The organism is Xanthomonas citri pv. mangiferaeindicae, assembly GCA_002240395.1.
Classification (GTDB): Bacteria; Pseudomonadota; Gammaproteobacteria; order Xanthomonadales; family Xanthomonadaceae; genus Luteimonas; species Luteimonas citri_A.
Genome location: CP016836.1, coordinates 3469261 through 3490314, shown reverse-complemented (window position 1 = coordinate 3490314; position 21054 = coordinate 3469261). Strand labels below are relative to the sequence as shown.

The window sequence follows — 21054 nt, the reverse complement described above, 5'->3', positions numbered from 1 at the left end:
CGATGAAGCAGCGGGGCAGGGCACGCGGTCACCTTTACATGGGCCTCCTCGCACTGGCCGCGAGCGTGGGTAACGCGGGTGCGGTGACGCCGCGGGCCTTGGTCGAGGTCACCGATCTGGCCGGTCCGGTGGTGTCACCCGACGGGCGCTGGGTGGCCGATCGCACGGAGCGGGCCTCCGTGGAGCGGAACACATACGAAACGGCCTGGTATGTCGCGAGCCTCGTCGATGCGTCGCCGCCGCGTCGGGTGGCCGATGGCGGCACGCCGCTGCGGAACTCATCCGGCGTGCCACTGCCGCCGGACGTGGTGTGGTCGCCCGACAGTCGGTGGCTCCACTATCGCGCCCTGATCGATGGCAAGGTCGAGGTGTGGCGCGCTGCCGTGGATGGGGCCGCGGTGCGCCGGACGACGCGCGATCCGGCGGATGTCCGGGCCTTCCATCTGAGTCAGGACGGTCGCACGCTCCATTACGCGGTGGGCGCGACGCGCGATGAGGTGCTCGACGCAGACTTGCAGGACTACGACGCTGGTATTCGCCTGGATGCCGCGATCGCAGTGGGGCAAGGCTTGTTCCGTTCCGGCTACCTGGGTGAGCAGCCGGCCACCCAGCGGCTGCGCGACAACGAGGTCATCCGGTATCCGCTGCTTTCGGATGCGCCGGACCGTTGGCATGCGGTCGATCTGGCGACAGGGGCGCAGCGGCCCACAGACGGGCAGCCCGCCGAGGATGCCGATAGTCGGCTCGCCACCGCGGATGTGCGCAACGCGTGGAAGCGGGCGTTAGAGCCGGGTGGTCCGCGGACTGTGCTGGTCACGCGTGTCGGCAGTCGCGACGGGTTGCGTGAGTCGCCCGACGTGGTGCTCTCGGTCGTTGACGCCACCAAGCCGTCGGCCCGGATCGTCTGCCGCGCGCCCGCCTGCACGGGGGCGGCGATCACTTCCGTGCAGTGGCGGCCAGAGACCGACGATGTGCTGTTCACGGTGACCGAGCCGGAGACTGGCTACGCGCAGTCGATCTTCCGATGGAACACCGCGACTGGTGCAGTGCAGCCTGTGGCCGTGACCGATGGTTTGATCGGCGGCGGGCGCGACCGCGCGAGCATGTGTGGGGTCTCGACAGCAGCCCTGGCCTGTGTCGTCGCCGAGCCGAACCAACCGCCCCGGCTCGAGCGCGTGGATCTGACATCGGGTGAGCGCCGGGTGCTCCATGCCCCGAACGCACGGCTGACATGGGATACGCAGGCGACACCGGCACGGATGGTCCAGTGGACCGATGCGCATGGGGTGCGCTTCACAGGCCAGTTCTACCCACCCGCGCAGGCGCGTGCTGCTCCGGCGCCGCTGGTAATCAGCTACTACTGGTGCCTCGGCTACGTGCGTGGTGGTCTCGGCGACGAGATTCCATTTGCCGCTCTTGCCGCGAACGGCATCGCCTCGCTCTGCATCAACCGGGCGCGGGTGCGTATGGATGCGGTGGAACGTTACGAGTTGGCGCGTTCTGCGGTGGAGAGCGCGGTGGACTATCTGGCTTCACAGGGCCTGGTAGATCGGGGCAAGGTCGGCATGGGCGGGTTGAGTTTCGGCACCGAAGCCACCCTGTGGACGGCGATGTATTCCGATGTGCTGACGGCCGCGTCGGTGAGTTCACCAATGATCTCGCCGCAGTTGCGCCTGCTGCTGGGCCTGCAGGGCGAGGCTTTCGAATCACGCCTTGAGATGTACTGGCAACTTGGGGGCTGGATACGAGCCATCCGCGCTGGCAACAGATGTCGCCGCTGTTCAATCTCGACCGGTTCCGCATTCCGATCCTGATGCAGATGCCAGAGCAGGAGTACATGCACGTACTGGATTACGCGATTCCGCTGATCCGGTCCGGGCGCGCAGACATGTACGTCTTTCCGCATGAGCCGCACCAAAAGTTCCAGCCCCGCCACAAGCTTGCTGTGTACGAGCGCAATCTGGACTGGTTTCGCTTTTGGCTGCTTGGGAAAGAGGAGGAGGGGCCGGACAAGGCGGCGCAGTACGCGTCCTGGCGTGCCATGCGGGAGGCACTGGCGGTGGCGAGACCGCGCGATGCCCGGGTCGCGCCTTCAGCCCTGCTGCCGGGCCCAGTTCTCCGCGGTGCAAAGATCGAACAGTCGAATGAACCCGCGGTCCCGTAACGGGCGGTCGTCGTCGAGGACGCGCCGGAGCTCAACCGTGTCGAGAAGCCCCTGGGCGTGCAGCTTGCCGTCCAACAGGAACGCGCGCATGTCGCGTCTGTTGCGGTCGTAGACCATCCCGATGTAGCTCATGAAACTGCCCTTGCTGCGCCGTCGCACGATGTCCTCTGGCAGAACGTCGGCAAAGGCATCGCGCGCGACGGCGCGATTGCGACCACCGGCAACCCACATCCAGCTTGGGACACGCAGACACGCTTCCACCACGGGCTGGGAGAGAAGAGGCATTTCCATATGGCGAACCTTGGCGCGTGGGGCGCTGTCGCGGAACATCTGCGTTACCGTAAGGGCGAATACGCGTTCGCGGTCGCCAGGCAACGCGTCGTCCGCGCCGTCGAGCCATGGATGGGGGGCAGGTGGCGGCAGGACGGCCTGGCTGGCGAGAAAGCGCGTGTCGGGCGCCAGCAAGTCACGCGGCCGCTTGAAGAGCTTGGCCAGGGTGAGTTTTCCTGCCTTCCAGCGCGTGCAGCCGTGCAGGGTGGCGAGATCGCGAACCGCAGCGGTACCGCAGGCCACGCCTCGACTGCGGAAGGCGTCGGCTGCTGGCGCGGCCGACTTGAGGTAAGCGAATACGGCATCGCCGCCGCCACCCGTCAGGAAAGTACCGGAACCAAGCTGCTCTGCCACCGCCTGAACTGTGGCATCGATGGTCTGCTGCAGTGCGCCCACGCGTGGTAGCGGGGTCCTCACGGGCAGGGGAAAGTGATGGTGGGCCGCATCGAGCCGGAGTTCGGCGATATGCAGCGGTGCGCCGAGCCGATCGGCAATTTGGGCCGCGTAGTGCTGCTCGTCTGCGCCTGGTGTGGGGGCGCGTAGCGTGCTACAGACCACCCGATCCGATCGGCCCTTCAGACAGATGCCGACGACGGACGAGTCGAGGCCGCCCGAAAGTTCGAGGAGCAAAGTGCCTGCATCGCTGGCGGCAGCCGTCACTGCACGCGTGACTGCACTGCGGACATCCGCCGCCGCCTCGCGCGGATCGGTGTGCCGCTGGTTCGCTTCTGTAAACGTCCAGGGCGACCACGTCTGCGTGATCCGGCAGGTAGTGCCGACATGCAGGGTGCTGCCCGGAAGAAGCTCTCGCACACCCTCGATACCCGTGCGATCCAACTTGGCCTGCGGGTAGGCGAGGCAACGGGTGATCGTCTCCCAGTCGATACGTCCCGCCTGAAAAGGCACCTCACGCATGAGCGCAATGTCAGAGGCAAAGATCGCGCCCTGCTGGTGCTGCGCGTAGATGCAGGGAAAGGCGCCGGCGGGCGCCGGGTCGCGTGTGAGGCGCACTCCTCCGTCTGCTGCCCGCAGTGCCAACAGGTACTCGCCCCAGCAGCGACGCGCCAGCCACGTGGGCAAGGCGTCTTGCTCAACGCCGGTAGCGAGGCGCCTCAGGTTTTCGACACGAGCCCCCGAACCGTCGAACAGACGCCCAAGCAGGAGACCGTCGTCTGGGGCATGCAGAACCGGCGTGTCGTCTGAGACGAACAGCGCGGCCGCGCCCACATTGAGACGCTTCTGAAGGCCGAGCGCTGCGAGCTTTGGCGTCAGCGCATCCGCCGCTGCTGGGTCACCGATCAAGCCGAGGTATCGGTAGCGCATCAGATCACCCGAATTGGTGTGTGCGCCATGGCATGCCCGACGCTGTCGTTGAGGACCAGATCACCGGCCTGTACCCAGCAGTGAGCGGAGAACGGCGAGCCGGTTACGCCCATCACGAGGCGCGCGAACAGGCCGCGGCCAGAGAGAAAGCGCAGGAGGCTCAGCGAATCGAGTAGGCAGCAGGTCTCAATGGGGACGGCGAGACGTGCGCGGGCAAATGTCCCCGCTGCATCGATTAGCCCACTTTCGTCGATGCTCCGGGCAGTCTCGGCACCAGGCGTTCTCGCGGCGCGCTCGTTCGATACCGAAGCAAGAATGTTGATTAGGGCGCGGGTCTTGAGTGCGATGCTCAGCTTCGCGACGAGTACCAGCGTCCGCAGTTGCGCGCCAAACGGTATTGCCGCCGACAAGGGCGCCTCTTCCAGCGCGCTTCGCCGTGGCGGCGTCGGCGCGACCCGGTCGAAGAACGGGGTCTGTTGCGCGTCTTCAGTGAGGACGCCCAATGCTGCCAGGTGCGCCAGTTCGTCTTCCGTGCAGTCCGCGCCTTCGACAAGATGCGCGACGAGGACCCGCTCCAATTCAGGCTGCAGGCGGAAGTAACGATCACCGGTCAAATCGAGCAGGACGACGCGCCCGTCGACACGACAGAACGAGTGATCGGAGCGGAGCTGGTATGGCATGGCGGTCACGGGCGAGGGGCGCGCCATGGGTGGCGCGCCCCGTTGCCGCCTCACTGCTCGGAGATGCCACGTGCGGGGTCGTCCCCCATGAACTCGACGCCGATCAGTTCGCCCTTGGTCTCGACGCTGGCGGCGCCGAGTTCGACGACGTCGTTCGGCGACGTGGCGTGGGTCTTCTCTTGAGTCTTCATCACTGTCTCCTTTCGGTTATGTCATGGACCATCCATGACGCAGCCAGTGTTGAAGCGCCTGCGAGTGTTCTCAAATGATTTTTGTTGTGTACTTCCAAAATTCCCTGGAAGTGTGATGCGCAACCGCAAATTGCGGTGCATCGCGCATTCCGTCTAGTGCGGCGCGTGGCGCGCTTCGTTCAACAGCGCCACGATGTCCGGCACCCGGTTGAGGCGACGGTCGTGGTAGGCGTGCAGCGCACGTGCCAGGCGTGCGATGTCGGCGCACTCCCAGGCCGTGATCAATTCGTCCAGCTCGGCGTGTGCGTCGGGAAACAGGCTGCGCTTGGCAACACGGATCGGCGCGAGTCGGTCGTTGGCCTGTTGGGTGATATACCGTGTCTCGACAACGCGCGTCTTGAGCGCAATGGTGTCGAACAGCAGCCACGTCGCCTCGGCGGCGCCATCGTGTGGGGTGGGGCGCTTGTACGGTCTGTCACCGGGCAAGGCGCCACGGGCCAGGCAGGTCAGCAGCCGCTCTTCCATGCAGTCGTAGAGCTCGCGCAGGGCGGCCTCGGTGGGCAGGGGCACGTAGAAGCCGTCTCGCGAATGCGCATCGACCAGGCGTTCGCCGCTCAGCCGATACAGCGCGTTCCGGATCGGGGTGAGGCTGGTGGTGAGCTCATCGGCCAATGTGGCCGGTTCCAGACGCTGCCCTGGGACGAATCGCCCACGCACGATCGCGTGCCTGATCTTGTCGCACGCGTCCCAGACCTTCGGAAGGGTCCCCATCATCATTGCTGTCCTCCGTGGCTGCTTGCTCCCCTCTCCTTGGGCCGATCTTACTAATCGGGGACCGCGCTGCAACTGCGTGGCCACGGCGCGTGTTCGAGCAAATGGCCTATGTTTTCGACTCGGCTAGTCTGTTCCTGCTGTGCTTGGCCGGAGCGCGTCGATTGATCTGGATGGCGGTGACGCATTCTGAGCGGTCATAGAAGAACTTGATTTCGCCGCGAGGTGTTCTGCTCGTCATCCAGTCGATGAGCTTAACGCTCTGGATTCCTCCTGATGTTGCATGCACCACTTGTTGAGAGGTTCCCGTGTCATCAATTGAAAAATCGTGACGGACCTGCGCTGTCGAATAGCATGGCATCTGATCGACGCTCATCACGATGGACGAAGATCCCGAATAGTGAGGGAGTCCTCGCCGAACCGATATGTTGGTCAGTGTGACCCCGTCCTTGGATAACAGAGGCCCCAGTTCGATCGTGGCGTCAGGCGATTCAATCTTGCTGCTGAGCCTTGAGATTAGAGTCTGGTGCAGTGAGGTTGGCGGAGCGTCAATCTCGCGCACCAGCGTCGCCAAATCGACATCCAAGTGGACACTATGGGTGGCATCGGTGGCGCACGCTGCGGCGGAGAGCAGTATCAGTGCCGGGGCGATGAGTGGGGTGGTCATTTTATTGCGATCCGCTGCCATACCGGTCATCCATGCATGCCGTCGTGTTCCACTAGCTTAGCCCGCGCGCGGTTGTTTTGCGGTCGCATACGTCTCATGAGCGTGCCTAGGCGGCAGCGAAGAAATCTGGAACAAGTGCTTGGCGTCAACCGCCGTCTTCACTTGAGGGTGGTCAGGCAGGCCGGGTACTGGCTGGGAATCTTGCCTTCGCACGTGCCTGTGTAGCGGTAGCCCTTGCCCATCAAGCAGCGCTGGATTTTGTCTAAGTTGTCCCTAGACAGCTTTACGCGCTCCGCATCCGTGCTGCGGACACACCTGCATAGCCGCCATCAGCGCTGCCACCGCAGGCGATCCAATCCTGGGGGCGCTCGATCTGCTGGGGTGCGGGGTGCTGCCATCTTTCCGTGAGCGAAGGCCGGTTGTGCAGGCTGTCGAATGCCTCTTTGTCGCAGTAGATCCTCAGCGTTTGCGGCCCGCAGATTCTTCCATTGCCGATCACGCAGCCCGACATGCCGAGAGGCAGCAACAGGATCGCGACTCTGACAAGCGCCTTCATTCGGGCTCGGCCTTCAATAGGTTGCGTGATGGCTTGCCCTACGGGAGCAGGCCACCACGCTACGTCGCTACGCTCGGCACCGCTCAGCGTCCCAAGCCAGACTCACCCTGCCAGGCGCGAAAATCCGCGGCCAGGTCCGCGACGGACACGCTGCCCAGATGGTCCTCGAACTGCTGCTGCGCATGGGCCAGCGCATGGGCGGTGGCCGCGTTCGCGGCGCGGGCCAGCAGGCAGGTGGTCTGCTCGTCATCGCTGCCGATGGCGAACAGCGTGGGCGCGCCGAGTGCGTGGTAGATCTCGAGCAGCGAGACGTCGGTCAGTGGCTTGGCGAGCGACCAGCCGCCGCCATGACCTTTCACTGAGACCACGATGCCGGCCTCGCGCAGGCCCCCCATCGTGCGGCGGACCACGGACGGATTGGTGCCCAGCATCTGGGCAATCAGCTCCGAGGTCGCTGGGCCCTCCATGTGCTCGAGATGCAGCAGCGCGTGCAGGACCCGGGGGAGGCGGCTGTCTCGACGCACGGCTTGACTCCTTCTGTAACAAATGAACGCACGAGGGTTGACGCCCGCACACTTACGGTACATCGTATGTTACATGACTTCCTCGAACCGACATCCAGCGCCCTCCGCAGGGGAACACACTGACGACACCGCGCACGCTTTCTGGGAGCGCGTCTACGCCGGCAGAACCACGCCGACCAGCGGGCGGCCGTCTGAAGTGTTGACGCGCTTTGCCGAAGGGCGCCCCCGGGGCGCGCCTTGGAACTGGGCTGCGCCCGCGGCGACGATGCGATCTGGCTGGCGCAGCGCGGCTGGATGGTCACTGGGGTCGATATCTCCGAGACGGCCCTCGAAGCGGCGCGAGTGGCGGCCAGCGCCGCGGGGGTGGCCGGCCATGTCCAGTTCGCACGTCACGAGCTGGGCGAGAGCTTCCCGGAAGGCACGTTCGATCTGGTGACGGCGCTGTTCCTGCAGTCGCCGATGCCCTTTGGCCGCACCCAGGTGCTGCGGCGCGCCGCGCAGGCGGTCGGGGCAGGGGGCTTGCTGCTGCTCGTCACCCATGGCTCGCGGGCGCCGTGGTCGTGGAGTGCGCCGGACACGGTGTACCCGAGCGCCGCCGATGAACTGGCCGCACTGGCATTGGCGCCTGCGCAGTGGCGGGAGGTGTTCGTCGGTTCGCTTTCGCGCACGGCGTTCGGCCCGTCCGGCGAGCAGGCGAGCGTGCTCGGCACGATCGTGGCGATCGAGCGTCGCTGAGCATGTTCGAACCGGAGCCGCGTCGATGACGGGATCCATCAACTTTGCGCGCGTTGTCCTGGCCTCGCTGTTCGGGTTCGCGCCGGCGTCGACGCACACGCGATTGCATTGACGACATCTCCGAGGACACCGCGATGGCCGACTCCAATCCCGGCGTGCGCGCCAGCTGTCACTGCGGTGCGGTGGTGATGCATGTCAACCACGCACCCGTCGAGGTCATCGACTGCAACTGCAGCCTGTGCCGGCGCTACGGCGTGCTGTGGGTCTATTACGAGGCCGCCGACATCACTGGGCTGCCGGTGGACGGTGGCACCGACACTTATGCCTGGAACGGGCGCCATGTCGACTTCCACCGGTGTCGGACCTGCGGGTGCGTCACCCATTGGGCGCCGCGTGCCTCCAGCCGCACGCGACATGGCATCAATGCCCGACTGCTGGCGCCCGAGATTCTGGCGCAGTTGCGCGTACGCCATAAGGATGGGGCGGGCTCGGGGAAGTACCTTGACTGATGCTCGATCGCGGCGAGGGGCCGCGCTCGGCCTTGGGTATGCCGGCTCCGGTCATTGCATTGGGCAGGCGTGACCAATGGCACCTGTGAAGCCCCCGCGCCGGCCGAAGAATCCGATCTTCCCGTCGGAGTCGCCCATGGCCGTCCGCTACGCAGTTCTTCCTGGCCTTCTTGCTGCGCTGCTCGGCCTCCACGCGACGACGTCGACTGCGCAGACGCCTGAAGCGCTCGCCGCTGTGCCTGCCGACGTCGCGACGCTCGACGCCGAGATCCAGCGCCAGATGGCCGAGGGCCACTTGGTCGGGGTTGCCGCCGCGGTCATTGTGGATGGCAAGGTGGTGTGGCGGGGCGGCTATGGCCTGGCCGATCGGGAATCGGGCCGGCCGTTCACCACGGACACGGTGATGAACATCGCGTCCATCAGCAAGTCCGTCGTGGGTGCGGCAATGATGCGGGCCCAAGAGGAGGGGCGGTTGTCGCTCGATGCGGACGTGAGCGGCTACATGCCGTTCGCGGTCCGCAACCCGCATCATCCGGATCAGCCGATCACGCTGCGACAGCTGGCGACCCACACCTCCAGCATCAGCGATCGCTGGCCGGTGTACGCGGCCAGCTATTACTTCGGACGCGACGCGCCGCAGCCCTTGGGAGAGTTCCTCAAAGGCTACTTGGCTGTCGGTGGCGCCGACTACGCGCCCGAGAATTTCCTGTCCGCGGCCCCGGGCGCGGCGCGCGACTATTCCAACATCGGGGCCGGCCTGGCCGGCTACATCGTCGAGCACGTCACGGGCGAGCCGCTGGCGCGCTACACGCAACGCCATCTGTTCGAGCCGCTGGGCATGCGCAGCACGCGTTGGCACTTGGCCCCCGCCGGCTCGACGCCGGACGCGACGCTGTACCTGGCGCAGGACGAGATGGCGATTGCGATCCAGCCCTACACCGTGACCACGTGGCCCGATGGCGGTCTGCGGACCTCGGTCGAGGATCTGTCGAAATTCTTCATCGCGCTGCTCAATCGCGGACAGGGGAACGAAAACCGCGTGCTGCAGCAGAACTCGGTGGACGAGATGCTGCGCCTGCAGTTCACGCCCACCCACAAGCCCGGCAATGTCGATATCGCCGAGAAGAACTCCGGCTTGTTCTGGCAGACGAAGTACAACACCCGATACGTCGGGCACGGTGGCAGCGATCCGGGCATGAAAACCGAGATGCTGGCCACGCCCGATCTACGCACCGGGGTGATTTTCTTCACGAACACCTCGGGCGCGGATACGGAGAAGGCTTACGACGGCATTCTCAAGGCGCTGTTCGCGCATGCGGAGGTGTTGCGCCGCGCGCAAGCGCACTGACGCGCTATCCATGGCGTGGATGACGCCTATCGATTGCAGCTGTCTGGTTGGATGACGGGGGCGGTGCCTACGATGGCGCATCCCTTTTTCCGGAGCGCATTGCACATGTCTCTGTCCAGGACGCCGCTCGCGGCCGCGCTGATGGCCGCCGTGTTGTTGCAGTTTCCCGTCAGTCCCGCCCAGGCCGATCCCCCATCGCAGCTGATGCAGCAGCAGGCCGGCGGCTATCGCGTGCGCATCGGCGAGGTCAACGTCACCGCGTTGACCGATGGTACGGTGGCGCAGGACCTGCACCAGTTGCTGCAGGGCACGACGCCACAGGACATTGACGATCTGCTGGCGCGCAACTTCGAGCGCAATCCGATCGAGGTGTCCATCAATGTCTTCCTGGTCGAACTGCCCGGCCATCACGTGCTGGTCGATACCGGCGCCGGGCAGGTGTTCGGGCCTGGCAATGGCGGCCGTCTGATCGAGAGCTTGGCCGCCCAGGGCCTGCGCCCGGAGGATGTGACCGACGTGCTGCTCACGCACGCCCATTCCGACCATGCAGCCGGGCTGGTGCGCGATGGCGAGCGCGTGTTTCCCAATGCTGTGGTGCACGTCGGCAAGCCGGACGTGGACTTCTTCTTCGACGACGATGCCCGTCGCGAGAGCGGCTACGACGTGCAGTACTTCGAGATCGCCCGGATGACCTTGAAGCCGTACCTCGAGGCCGATCAGGTCGCCATGTTCTCGGGCACGCAGCAGGTGCTGCCGGGTATCACCGGCACGGTGCATCCGGGACACACGCCCGGGTCCGCGTTCTACCGCCTCGACAGCGCCGGCGAAAGCGTGACCTTCGTTGGTGACCTCATCCATGCGGCGGCCGTGCAGTTTCCCAAGCCCGGCGTCACGATCGCCTACGACCAGGATCCTGCGGGCGCGAAGTCGGTGCGCCAGGGGCAGTTCGCCACGTTCGCGCGCGAGCGCACGTTGATCGCCGCGCCGCATCTGCCGTTCCCCGGCATCGGTCACGTCCGGGCCGGTGTGGACGGTGGCTATGATTGGGTGCCGATCACCTACACCAATCGCCAGGACCCTTAACGTTGTCGATGCGCGCCGCCTTGCCGCCCGGTCTGGATATGGACCTGCTGCTGACGCTCGATGCGTTGCTGGCCGATCAGAACATCACCCATGCGGCGCAGCGGCTGGGCATCAGCCAGCCGGCGATGTCGGCCCGGCTGACGCGGCTGCGGCAGGTCTTCGGCGATCGGCTGTTCGTCGCTGCGCCCAATGGTCGGGGCGTGGTGCCGACGCCACGGGCGCTGGCCTTGCGGCCGATATTGGGCGATGTCTTGCGTGGCATTGTGGACCTGCTCGCACCGGCGACGTTCGATCCCCGCACCAGTCAGCGGACCTTTGTCGTCGCGTTGCACGACAATCCCGCCCTGATGCTGGGCTCCGACCTGGTCAACCGTTTGCAGGCGCAGGCACCGCAGGTGCGCGTCCGTTTCGCGCTCCCGGACATGCAGGCCTTGCCCGCGCAACTGGAACAGGGCGAGGTGGATGTGTTCGTCGGGCTCAGCGATGTTGCCGAGCACGGCTGGGTGGGGCGGACCTTGTTCACCGACACATTCCTCACCGCCCAACGCAAGGGGCACCCGCGCGGCGGCCGCAAGCTGAGCCTGTCGGCGTTCTGCGCGGCGGCGCATCTGGTGGTCTCGTCCACCGGCGATCCGTTCTCGGGCTTCATGGATACGGCGCTCGCCAAGCTGGGCCGTCGCCGCCAGGTCGTCATGTCCACCGAGAGCTACGCGACAGCGCCGGCGCTGGTCGCCAACACCGATCTGCTGTGCACGCTGCCCGGGCGCTTGCTGCAGCGCTTCGGCGCCTCGCTGGACCTGTTCGCACCGCCGCTGGCGCTACCCAAGGTCACGATCAGCGCCTACTGGCATCCGCGCAGCCGGGACGATGCCGCCAGTGTGTGGTTCCGCAAGCAGCTGTTCCAGGCGGCGGGTGCGACCTCGAGCAACTGAAAGAGCGGTGAGTTTTAGTTGAAATCCAGGTATTTTGCTTTTACCCTGAATCCAGCTAAATTGCATTTACCTCGATATCGGGTATCGCGATGCCGACCATGCCTCATCCCTTGCTGACGAGTACGCAACTTGGGGCCCTGCTGCAGGCCACGCGTAAAGCGCAGGGGCTGACCCAGGCGACGCTGGCGTCGAGGCTGGGCCTGAGCCAGTCGCGAGTGTCGCACCTTGAACTCAATGCGCACGAGATGAGCGTGGCGCAGTTGCTTGCCTGGTGCGCGGCACTGGGCCTGGAGTTGGGTATGGGGCGGCGGGGCGCCCCTGCATCCTCGTCGGCAACCACGGACTGGTGAGATGGGACGTCGATCGCACAGCCGCAGCTTGTCCATCTGGACCAACGGTGTCCGCGTCGGCAGGTGGACCATCCCCGCGCGCGGGGAGATGGAGCTCCAGTACGACGCCGACTGGCGTGACGCCGATGTCGGCCGACCACTGTCCTTGTCGCTGCCGTTCACGCTGCAGAACCTGCCACTCAAGGGCGAGAAGGTCGCCCATTTCTTCGACAACCTGTTGCCTGACAGCGACGCCATCCGGCGCCGGGTGGCCGAGCGCTTCAGGACGGGCTCGACCGAACCCTTCGACCTGCTCAAGGCCGTCGGCCGTGACTGCGTAGGTGCTGTCCAGCTCCTGGACGAGGACGAGGCGCCCATCGGTTTCGATCGAATCGAGGGGACATCCCTGTCCGAGGACGCAATCGAGCGGCACCTGATCGAAACCGTGTCGCCATCAGCGTTCGCGGCGGCGCGAGACCCAGATGCAGACTTCCGCATCTCGCTGGCCGGCGCGCAGGAGAAGACGGCCTTCCTGTGGTGGGATGGGCAATGGCTGGCCCCGCGTGGCGCCACCCCGACGAGCCACATCTTCAAGCTTCCGCTTGGTCTGACGGGGGGGCGGCGCGCGGACTTCAGTACCTCTGTCGACAACGAATGGTTGTGCCTGCGCTTGCTCAAAGCCTACGGATTGCCCGTGGCCGAGGCGCGCATTGCGACATTTGGCCGCCAGCGCGTGCTGGTGGTGACACGCTTCGACCGGCGCGTCGCCCCCGATGGCCAATGGCTGATGCGTCTGCCGCAGGAGGACTTCTGCCAGGTCGAGGGCTGCTCGCCTTTGCGCAAGTACGAGAACGAGGGCGGTCCAGGGCTGAAGGCGTTGTTTGGGACGCTGCGGCAGTCGGTGAATGCCGAGGCCGACATGAAGACGTTGATGGCCGCGCAGGTGCTGTTCTGGTTGCTGCGTGCACCCGACGGCCATGCCAAGAACTTCAGCCTGCAGCTTCTGCCTCGCGGCCGCTTCCAACTGACGCCGCTGTACGACGTGATGTCGGTCTACCCGGTGCTTGGCGATGGTCCGAGCCAGTGGTCGCCGTATGACATCAAGTCGGCGATGGCGCTGCTCGGCAAGAAACGGCATTACGCCATGCAAAGCATTCAGCGCCGGCACTTCAGTAGCACCGCGCGACAGGTCGGCTATGCGGCGACGGCCGAGCCGATCATCGAAGACCTGCTCGCGCGAACGCCAGCTGCCATCACTGAGGTGCAAGCCGATTTGCCGCACGACTTCTCGCCGCGCGTCCTTGACGCCATTCTCGGCGGGCTCGAGCAGGCAGCCAGATCGCTCGGTGAGATGTCGCCGTAAGATGCAGGTCGTGTGCGCGTTCAAAACGTGGTGGCCGTGTCGGCGATGCGGATCGAGGTGTCGAAGCGTCCATGTCATCGGGGCGGGGACCCAGGAGATGGCTTAAGTCCTTACTTACTCCAAGCGGATCAGACCGTCGGATCTGGCGTCTGCGGCCGTGTGCATGACGTCGATGCGTTTCGAGCGCTCGCATCCAGCAGTCTGTAGAGCCAGAACGCCTCGTCCTGCCAAGTCTTGTCGCGCAGCTGCCGCGCCGACAGTCCGGTCACGCGCTTCACTTCGCGCCCCAGGTGGGATTGATCGCTGTAGCCGGCGTTCGCGGCAACTGTAGCCAGATCCTGCGCATGACGGGCGGCGTATTCGAAGGCCCCTTCAATGCGCGCGTACAGATCCAGATCGCGTTGGCTCTGTCCGGTCAGATGCTTGATCCGGCGCTGCACCTGGCGCATGCCCACGCCGAGTCGGGTGCGTGCGCCCCGCGCAGTCAGCGAGGTCAGCCAACTGCGGATCCCCACGATGTCAGTGGCCTGCTGGGCGTCTTGCCACAGCGGCGTCAAGCGGGCTTCCAGCGTATCGAGCGGTGCATCGGAGGCGCCGATGCCCGACAGTGCGGCCAGCGCTTCAGCGGGCAGCACCTGTTCGGCAGGGATGACGGTGTCCACGTAGTCCTGCAGTCGGATGCCCCATAGCCGCGCCAGTGCATCGGGGTAGAAGCTGACCATCAACGCGTGGATCGGGCCGGGTGACCAGCTGGCGGCGGGCTTGCGGAACGGGCCGGCGAACACGAGGGTCGGCAGCGGCTCGGCGCGGACCTGGACGGGCGCGCCGCCCTCGATGTCGACCATATGCAAGTGTCCGTCGAGGATCCAGGACACGGAGGGCAGGGGCGAGGCGGGATACATGTTGATCCGCTCGGCGGATGTGAGCGCCAAGCCGCGCGTGTCCCGCTCGATCGCGATATGGACGCAACCGGTCAAGGCAGAGGGCGGGAAGTGCAATCGGGCCGCTTCCGACGGCCGCCCGACGTGTCGCTTGCGTTCTATACCGGCGCTTCTCATGCCTTCGACAATCCCACCGTCATCCACCGGACCTGTCGAGCAAGACGCCATGACCAGAACCGTATTCCAGGGGAAGCTATCACATCGATTGCGGAGCGCCTGGGTGCTGCTGACCACCTCGTTGATGGTGCTTGTGCGCCGCGCGATCGGCAAACCATTGGTGGCCGAGTGGTCGGTGCCGTTTGAAATCGGGACATTGTTCTATCGCCGCCAATTCAATCACGCCTTTTCGCTGGACCAGATCGCAGAGGGGCGCGCCTACTTCGACAGTTGCTTGACGATTGCCGGCTCGCCGCCGCCCGTGGACATCCGGCAGAGCGGGGCAGGCGAGCCGCCCGGTGCGTGGTTCACCCCGAAGGGGTACACGGGCGCGCTGACGATGCTGTACTTCCACGGCGGCGGCTATACCTTCCATGCCGCGGTGACGCGCAACTTCATTGCGATGTTGGCGCATATGCTGCAGGTGCGGATCTTCTCGCTGGAATACCGGATGACGCCTGAGCATGCGCATCCGGCGCAGCTCGACGATGCGCTGTCTGCTTACCGGCGTCTGGTGACGACGGGAATCGCGCCGTCGGACCTGATTCTCTGCGGTGATTCGGCGGGTGGGCATCTTGTGCTGATGACCCTGGCTGCGCTGCGCGCGGCGGAACTGCCGCAGCCGCTGCTGGCGATCGCGATCAGTCCGTGGACCTACATCGGGCGATTGGGCGAGAGCCAGTTTGGAAACGACCGCTACGACATGGTGCAGGGCTATCAGACCCTGCAGTACGGCAAGTGGTTGAAGGGCGGTGCGGACTACACCGATGCGGCGCTTTCGCCGATGGGACAGGACTTCGGCGGCACTGCGCCGCTGTACATCCAGGCGGGCGACAAGGAGATTCTGGTGGACATGATCCGGGCGTTCGCCAAGCAGGCCGTCGGCCAGGGGGCAGGCGTGCGCCTGGATGTCTGGGACCACATGACCCACGAGTTCCATGCCTACGGCGATACCGAGCCGGCAAGCCGGCATGCCATTGCGCGCATGCGACACGCGATGGACTGGGCGGTGGCACAGCGTCGTGCCGATGGTGCGCGCCCGCACGGCGACAAGACGCAGGATCGTGCGTTTGCCGAGGCGGGCCAGACGGGTGCGGGTCTGTTTCCGGCGATTGACGAGACCGAGGTCGATGCCTGGCCCGACGCGCGCTCGACGGCACCGGCGGAATAGCGCTGCGTCGTCTCGCATCGACGTGCCTCGTTGTCTTGCCGGGCTCGGATCGACTCAACGATGCAGCGACCGCAATACCTTCGCCAATGTCTTGACCCCGGCTTCGAGCTCCTGCGGAGCATGGGCGGCAAAGCCCATCAGAAAGCCCGATGTGGGGGCCTCCGAAGCACAGAGCGTGCTCAGGCCGAGCAGGTCGATGCCAGCGCGGTGCGCGGCGTCCACGGCCTCAGGTTCGGACAGGACACGGACGAACAGGCACGGCATCTGCATGCCGCCGGCCGGGACCCGGGGTTCCAGGTCGTCGGACAGATGTTTGCGGACCAGCGCGGCCAGGCGGTCCCGCCGCTCGGCATAGACGGCGCGCATGCTGCGCACATGGGCGCCGAAATGGCCGCCTTCGATGAAGCGGGCCAGCGTGAGTTGCGGGATCGGGGCGCTGTGGCCGTCGAGCAGGGTGCGGGCCGCGGTCATCGGTGCGACCAGGGACGGGGCAGCACCATGTAGCCGATGCGAAGGCCGGGGAACAGCGATTTGGTGAAGGTGCCGATGTAGAGCGTGCGTTCGTGCGGATCGAGTCCCTGCACACAGGCGGTCGGCTTGCCCGCGTAATGGAACTCGCTGTCGTAGTCGTCCTCGATGATCCAACCCTGCTGCTCCCGCGCCCAGTCGATGATCGCCAGGCGGCGGTCCAAGGCCAGCGTCGCCCCGGTCGGGAACTGGTGCGACGGTGTCAGGAACACCGCACGCGCAGGGGCGCCGGGCTGCCGGCTGGCGTCGAGCAGGGGGGCGACCTGCAGGCCGTGCGCATCGACCGGTACGGGCACGCATTGCAGGCCCGCGGCCTCGAATGCCTTACGGGCACCGTGGTAGCCGGGGTCTTCGAGCAGGATCCGCTCGCCGGCATCGAGCAGCAGCGTGGCGCACAGGGTCAGGGCCTGTTGGGAGCTGGTCAACACCAGCACGCGATCGGGCGTGGCGCGCGCGCCGCGTTCGAGGTTGACGTAGTCGGCGATGGCCTGCCGCAGCGGTGCCATGCCCTGGGCCGGGCTGTGCAGCAGGGCCCGGGTGCCGTACTCCTTCAAGACCTGACGCTCGAGCCGTTCCCAGGTCGCCAGCGGAAAGCTGCGGGTTTCCGGTACACCAGGCACGAAGGCGCGTGGCGCCGGGAAATCGCGCACGCCGCCGCGCTGGAACAGGGCGCTGCCGCGTTGGCTCAGGCGCGGGGCGGTGCGGTCGGTGCGCGCGCGGCGTGCCTTGCCACGGCCGGGCAGGCGCTGCGCGCGTTCGGACACGAAGCTGCCGCTGCCCACGCGCCGTTCGATGAAGCCTTCGGCGTGCAGTTGGCCGTAGGCAGTCTCGACGGTGTCGCGCGAGACCCCGAGCGATGTCGCCAAGGCCCGTGACGCCGGCAGCGGCCTGCCGATATCCAGCATGCCGTCGAGAATCAATTGGCGCACCGCGCGTTGCACCCGCAGGTGCAGCGGCAAGGCGCGCTGCGCGGGGTCGCCGATTGCGGCTTTCACCGACTCGAGTTGGGCGTGCTTGAACAAGTGGTCTGCTCCATCGCCGGAAAGTGGCTGGGCGAATCGGGCCATTGTCCGCCTATAAATAGGCGCCGCAAGCTCAATGCCGCTGTAGGAGTCGTCCGTTCCCCATGGCCCATGCCCCCACGTCTGCGTCCGTTCACTGGAAGGACCTTCCGCACCCGGTCATCGCCGGGCTGATTTCCGTCATCGTCAATTATGGCGGCACCTTCATCCTGGTGTTCCAGGCGGCCAAGAGTGCTGGCCTGAGTCCGGAACTCACGGCCTCGTGGGTCTGGGCGGTCTCCATCGGGGTGGGCGTCACCGGCATCGTGCTGAGCTGGACGACCCGTGAGCCGATCATCACCGCCTGGTCGACGCCGGCCGCGGCGTTCTTGGTCACTGCCTTGGCCACGACGCCGTACGCCGAAGCCGTGGGCGCCTACCTGATCTCGGCCGCTGCCTTCGTGCTGCTGGGCGTGTCGGGCTGGTTCGAGCGCGTGATCCGGCTGATCCCGCCGGGTGTGACTGCCGGATTGCTGGCCGGCATCCTGCTGCAGTTCGGCATCGGTGCCTTTGCCGGTGTGAGCCTGGACCCGCTGCTGGCGGGCGTGCTGATCGTCGCCTACCTGGTGCTCAAGCGGGTGTCGCCACGCTATGCGGTGGTGGGCATCCTGGTGCTGGGGCTGATGGTCCTGTTGTTGCAGGGGCGGGTCGATGTTTCCGGGCTGCGCCTGGCATTGGCCGCACCGGTGTTCACCCCGCCGGTGTTCTCGTTCAACGCGTTGTTGAGCGTCGCATTGCCGCTGTTCTTGATCACGCTGACCGGCCAGTACATGCCGGGCATGCTCGTGCTGCGCAACGACGGCTTCAAGACCAGTGCCAATCCGATCGTGACGTTGACCGGCCTGGGCTCGCTGCTGATGGCGCCGTTCGGCTCGCATGCCTTCAACATCGCGGCCATCACCGCGGCGATCTGCACCGGCCGTGAGGCCCACGAACAGCCGTCCAAGCGCTGGATCGCCGGCGTGGCTGCGGGCGTGTTCTACGTCCTGGTCGGGGTGTTCGGGGTGACCCTGGCGACGTTGTTCATGGCGTTTCCGGCGACCTTCATCGCCACGCTCGCCGGCCTGGCGTTGCTCGGCACCATCGGCGGCAGCCTGGCCAGCGCGATGGCCGAGGCCAAGACCCGCGAAGCGGCGCTGATCACGTTCCTGGCCGCGGCCGCCAACATCAAGTTGCTGGGTATCGGCGGGGCGTTCTGGGGCCTGGTGATCGGGCTGGTGGCCTACGCGGTGCTCAACGGTCGATGGCCGCAGCGCAAGCCGGCAGCGGTGGGGGCTGTGCTGCCGCTGGACGGTACGGTGCGCTGATGGCGATGGCGTTCGACACCCCGACCGGCCACGACCAGCACGGCCGCTATCCCGAAGCGACCAGCGTCGAGGATTTCCGCCGCAATCTGGCCACAGTCCACGCGCGCATCGAGGCCGCCTGCCGCCGCGTCGGACGCGACCCGGCCACGGTGCGCCTGCTACCGGTCAGCAAGACCAAACCCGAGGCCAGCCTGCGCCTGGCGTATGCGGCGGGGTGCCGGCTGCTGGGCGAGAACAAGGTGCAGGAAGCGCACCGCAAGTGGGAGGCGATGCAGGATCTGCGCGACCTGCAGTGGTCGGTCATCGGCCACTTGCAGACCAACAAGGCCAAGCTGGTGGCGCGATTCGCCAGCGAGTTCCAGGCGCTCGACAGCCTGCGCGTGGCCGAGGCGCTCGAACGTCGCCTGCAGATCGAGGGTCGCTCGCTGGATGTCTATGTGCAGGTCAACACCTCCGGCGAGGCCAGCAAGTACGGGCTCGCGCCGGGCGAGGTGCCGGCCTTCCTCCAGGCGCTGCCGGCGTTCTCGGCGCTGCGCGTGCGCGGCCTGATGACCTTGGCGCTGTTTTCCAGCGACGCCGAACGCGTGCGCCGGTGCTTCGTGCTGCTGCGGGGGCTGCGCGAGCAGCTGCGGCAGGACGCGCCTGCCGGCATCGCACTCGACGAGCTGTCGATGGGCATGTCGGGCGATTTCGAGATCGCCATCGAGGAAGGCGCGACGGTGGTGCGGGTGGGGCAGGCGATCTTCGGTGCGCGCCCGATGCCCGACAGCTACTACTGGCCCGATGCCGCAGGCACCGAGGCGACGTCGGCATGAAGACGGCCGTGGCCATCCGCCATCTGCACTTCGAGGACCTGGGCACGCTGGCGCCGCTGCTGGTCGCCCGTGGCTACACCGTGCGCTATCTGGATGCCGGCCGCGAACGCATCGACGCCGACGCGCTGGCCGCAGCCGACCTGCTGGTCGTGCTGGGCGGCCCGATCGGTGCATACGATGAGGCGACATATCCGTTTCTCGCCGACGAACTCAACGTCATCGCCCAGCGGCTGCAACGCACTCGTCCGCTGCTGGGCATCTGCCTGGGCGCGCAGTTGATCGCCCGTGCACTCGGCGCCGATGTCGCCAGCATGGGACACAAGGAGATCGGTTTTGCGCCGCTGATGCTGACGCCTGCGGGCGAGGCGTCGGCGCTGACGGCGCTGGATCGCGTGCCGGTGCTGCATTGGCATGGCGATCGTTTCGGCATCCCGGCCGGTGCGGTCCGACTGGCGGGGACCAACGCGTGCGCCCATCAGGCCTTCGCCATCGGACGGCACGTGCTCGCGCTGCAATGCCATCTGGAGGCCGAGCCGCAGCGCATCGAACAGTGGTTGATCGGCCATGCCTGCGAACTGGCGCAGGCCGGCCTCGATCCACGCGCCTTGCGCGCCGATGCGCACGCCAGGCGAGACGATCTGCCGCGGGCGGCGCAGGCGGTGTTCGGCGCCTGGCTCGACGGGCTCGAGGCCGACGATGCGGTGGACATGACGCGATGACCACACCGCCGCCGGGCTTTCGGCCGCTCTCGCTGGACGTGGTCTCGGTGCAGTCGCAAGTGGTCTATGGGCGGGTGGGCAACGCCGTCGCGGTGCCGACCTTGGATGCATTGGGGCTTTCGGTGGCCGCGGTGCCGACCGTGGTCTTCAGCAATACCCCGCATTACCCGACGCTGCACGGCGGCGCGCTGCCGGCGGACTGGGTCGCGGGCTACTTGCAGGATCTGACGGCGCGCGGCGCGCTGGCGGGCCTGCGGGCGGTGCTGCTGGGCTACCTGGGTAATCCGCAGCAGGCTGCGGTCGTGGCGCGCTGGGTCCGGGCGCGTCTGGCAGAATGCGCGGCCCTCCGTGTGGTGATCGACCCGGTGATCGGCGATCACGACCACGGCGTCTATGTCGACGCCGGTCTGGTTGAGGCCTACCGCCGGGATCTGCTGCCCTTGGCTGACGGCGTGACCCCGAATGGGTTCGAGTTGGCGCAGCTGACCGGACGGTGCGTGCACGACGTCGACAGCGTGATCGCTGCTGCACGGACGCTGCTGACCGGCCACACGCAATGGGTGGCGGTGACCAGTGCCGCCCCCGACACCTGGGCGGAGAACGAAACCCAGGTGGTGCTGGTCACGCGCACCCGGGCCGAGGTGATCGGGCATCCGCGCGTCGCGATCACGCCCAAGGGCACCGGCGACCTGTTCTGCGCGGCGCTGACCGGGCACTGGCTGCGCGGGCGGGGCCTGCGGGACGCGACGACGCGGGCCTGCCGGCATGTCGTCGAGGCGCTGCGCCGGACCGAACAGGCGCAATGCGCCGAGCTGTTGCTGCCGCTGCCGGGCCACCTGCGTGGCGACGCC

Annotated in this window: 17 protein-coding genes and 3 pseudogenes; 13 read left to right on the top strand and 7 right to left on the bottom strand. The window is 66.6% G+C overall.

Translation table 11 applies throughout. The features are described 5' to 3' along the window. The first annotated feature begins 38 nt into the window (after nt 1-38). Nucleotides 39-1814, top strand: a complete 1776-nt coding sequence (locus tag BEN78_15180; GenBank protein ID ASR44503.1) for a hypothetical protein — start codon at nt 39-41, stop codon at nt 1812-1814. 278 nt (nt 1815-2092) lie between these two features. Here the strand turns inward: BEN78_15180 and BEN78_15175 are convergent, their stop codons facing one another. From BEN78_15175 to BEN78_15155, 5 genes are all read right to left on the bottom strand, one after another. After that, nucleotides 2093-3817, bottom strand: coding sequence for a hypothetical protein (locus tag BEN78_15175; GenBank protein ID ASR44502.1), 1725 nt, complete (start codon nt 3815-3817; stop codon nt 2093-2095). Continuing rightward, on the bottom strand, nt 3817-4497 hold the full coding sequence (locus BEN78_15170) for a hypothetical protein (GenBank protein ID ASR45178.1): 681 nt from the start codon (nt 4495-4497) through the stop codon (nt 3817-3819). Before BEN78_15170 ends, BEN78_15175 begins: the two co-directional genes overlap by 1 nt. A gap of 344 nt (nt 4498-4841) precedes the next feature. Continuing rightward, nucleotides 4842-5459, bottom strand: a complete 618-nt coding sequence (locus tag BEN78_15165; protein ID ASR45177.1) for a hypothetical protein — start codon at nt 5457-5459, stop codon at nt 4842-4844. 950 nt (nt 5460-6409) lie between these two features. After that, complete coding sequence (locus BEN78_15160; protein ASR44501.1) at nt 6410-6682, bottom strand: hypothetical protein; 273 nt, start codon at nt 6680-6682, stop codon at nt 6410-6412. An 83-nt stretch (nt 6683-6765) separates the two neighbouring features. Then, on the bottom strand, nt 6766-7206 hold the full coding sequence (locus tag BEN78_15155) for a transcriptional regulator (protein ASR44500.1): 441 nt from the start codon (nt 7204-7206) through the stop codon (nt 6766-6768). 73 nt (nt 7207-7279) lie between these two features. Between BEN78_15155 and BEN78_15150 the strand changes: the two are divergent. The 7 genes and pseudogenes from BEN78_15150 (at nt 7280) to BEN78_15120 (ending at nt 13505) form a co-directional block, all read left to right on the top strand. Then, nucleotides 7280-7941, top strand: a pseudogene (locus BEN78_15150) (methyltransferase). 134 nt (nt 7942-8075) lie between these two features. Further along, complete coding sequence (locus BEN78_15145; GenBank protein ASR44499.1) at nt 8076-8450, top strand: hypothetical protein; 375 nt, start codon at nt 8076-8078, stop codon at nt 8448-8450. 280 nt (nt 8451-8730) lie between these two features. Continuing rightward, nucleotides 8731-9798, top strand: a complete 1068-nt coding sequence (locus BEN78_15140; protein ASR45176.1) for a hypothetical protein — start codon at nt 8731-8733, stop codon at nt 9796-9798. 105 nt (nt 9799-9903) lie between these two features. Continuing rightward, entirely contained in the window at nt 9904-10881 is a 978-nt protein-coding gene (locus BEN78_15135; GenBank protein ID ASR44498.1) for an MBL fold metallo-hydrolase, read from the top strand. Nucleotides 10882-10889: 8 nt separating this feature from the next. Then, nucleotides 10890-11813, top strand: coding sequence for a LysR family transcriptional regulator (locus BEN78_15130; GenBank protein ID ASR45175.1), 924 nt, complete (start codon nt 10890-10892; stop codon nt 11811-11813). An 89-nt stretch (nt 11814-11902) separates the two neighbouring features. Next, nucleotides 11903-12163, top strand: coding sequence for a transcriptional regulator (locus BEN78_15125; protein ASR44497.1), 261 nt, complete (start codon nt 11903-11905; stop codon nt 12161-12163). Between the two features lies 1 nt (nt 12164). Next, nucleotides 12165-13505: a toxin HipA gene (locus tag BEN78_15120; protein ASR44496.1), complete on the top strand. Its 1341-nt coding sequence runs from the start codon at nt 12165-12167 to the stop codon at nt 13503-13505. A gap of 128 nt (nt 13506-13633) precedes the next feature. Here BEN78_15120 and BEN78_15115 read toward each other — a convergent pair whose 3' ends face one another. Beyond that, nucleotides 13634-14563 (bottom strand): hypothetical protein, encoded by a 930-nt coding sequence (locus BEN78_15115; protein ID ASR44495.1) that lies wholly within the window; start codon nt 14561-14563, stop codon nt 13634-13636. 88 nt (nt 14564-14651) lie between these two features. On the opposite strand from BEN78_15115, the gene BEN78_15110 reads away from it, so the two are divergent. Next, a complete protein-coding gene (locus BEN78_15110) occupies nt 14652-15773 on the top strand; it encodes an acetylesterase (protein ASR44494.1) in 1122 nt (373 codons plus the stop codon). A gap of 54 nt (nt 15774-15827) precedes the next feature. Here BEN78_15110 and BEN78_15105 read toward each other — a convergent pair. Further along, nucleotides 15828-17323: pseudogene (locus BEN78_15105) on the bottom strand (GntR family transcriptional regulator). Between the two features lie 104 nt (nt 17324-17427). Between BEN78_15105 and BEN78_15100 the strand changes: the two are divergent. From BEN78_15100 to pdxK, 4 genes and pseudogenes are all read left to right on the top strand, one after another. Continuing rightward, nucleotides 17428-18669, top strand: a complete 1242-nt coding sequence (locus tag BEN78_15100) for a benzoate transporter (GenBank protein ASR44493.1) — start codon at nt 17428-17430, stop codon at nt 18667-18669. After that, nucleotides 18669-19484, top strand: a complete 816-nt coding sequence (locus tag BEN78_15095; protein ASR44492.1) for a YggS family pyridoxal phosphate enzyme — start codon at nt 18669-18671, stop codon at nt 19482-19484. Before BEN78_15100 ends, BEN78_15095 begins: the two co-directional genes overlap by 1 nt. Beyond that, on the top strand, nt 19481-20203 hold the full coding sequence (locus tag BEN78_15090) for a glutamine amidotransferase (GenBank protein ID ASR44491.1): 723 nt from the start codon (nt 19481-19483) through the stop codon (nt 20201-20203). The genes BEN78_15095 and BEN78_15090 overlap by 4 nt, the downstream gene beginning before the upstream one ends. After that, nucleotides 20200-21033 (top strand): annotated as a pseudogene (gene pdxK / locus BEN78_15085) (bifunctional pyridoxal kinase/hydroxymethylpyrimidine kinase). The gene BEN78_15090 and the pseudogene pdxK overlap by 4 nt, the downstream one beginning before the upstream one ends. The last annotated feature ends 21 nt before the right edge of the window (nt 21034-21054 follow it).

What these genes read in the sequence shown, in the direction of transcription:
- BEN78_15120 (ASR44496.1), top strand. Translation starts at nt 12,165, where the DNA reads ATGGGACGTCGATCGCACAGCCGCAGCTTGTCCATCTGGACCAACGGT.
- BEN78_15090 (ASR44491.1), top strand. Translation starts at nt 19,481, where the DNA reads ATGAAGACGGCCGTGGCCATCCGCCATCTGCACTTCGAGGACCTGGGC.
- BEN78_15145 (ASR44499.1), top strand. Translation starts at nt 8,076, where the DNA reads ATGGCCGACTCCAATCCCGGCGTGCGCGCCAGCTGTCACTGCGGTGCG.
- BEN78_15115 (ASR44495.1), bottom strand. Translation starts at nt 14,563, where the DNA reads ATGAGAAGCGCCGGTATAGAACGCAAGCGACACGTCGGGCGGCCGTCG.
- BEN78_15135 (ASR44498.1), top strand. Translation starts at nt 9,904, where the DNA reads ATGTCTCTGTCCAGGACGCCGCTCGCGGCCGCGCTGATGGCCGCCGTG.
- BEN78_15175 (ASR44502.1), bottom strand. Translation starts at nt 3,817, where the DNA reads ATGCGCTACCGATACCTCGGCTTGATCGGTGACCCAGCAGCGGCGGAT.
- BEN78_15125 (ASR44497.1), top strand. Translation starts at nt 11,903, where the DNA reads ATGCCGACCATGCCTCATCCCTTGCTGACGAGTACGCAACTTGGGGCC.
- BEN78_15095 (ASR44492.1), top strand. Translation starts at nt 18,669, where the DNA reads ATGGCGATGGCGTTCGACACCCCGACCGGCCACGACCAGCACGGCCGC.
- BEN78_15160 (ASR44501.1), bottom strand. Translation starts at nt 6,682, where the DNA reads ATGAAGGCGCTTGTCAGAGTCGCGATCCTGTTGCTGCCTCTCGGCATG.
- BEN78_15140 (ASR45176.1), top strand. Translation starts at nt 8,731, where the DNA reads ATGGCCGAGGGCCACTTGGTCGGGGTTGCCGCCGCGGTCATTGTGGAT.
- BEN78_15100 (ASR44493.1), top strand. Translation starts at nt 17,428, where the DNA reads ATGGCCCATGCCCCCACGTCTGCGTCCGTTCACTGGAAGGACCTTCCG.
- BEN78_15130 (ASR45175.1), top strand. Translation starts at nt 10,890, where the DNA reads ATGCGCGCCGCCTTGCCGCCCGGTCTGGATATGGACCTGCTGCTGACG.
- BEN78_15165 (ASR45177.1), bottom strand. Translation starts at nt 5,459, where the DNA reads ATGGGGACCCTTCCGAAGGTCTGGGACGCGTGCGACAAGATCAGGCAC.
- BEN78_15170 (ASR45178.1), bottom strand. Translation starts at nt 4,497, where the DNA reads ATGCCATACCAGCTCCGCTCCGATCACTCGTTCTGTCGTGTCGACGGG.
- BEN78_15180 (ASR44503.1), top strand. Translation starts at nt 39, where the DNA reads ATGGGCCTCCTCGCACTGGCCGCGAGCGTGGGTAACGCGGGTGCGGTG.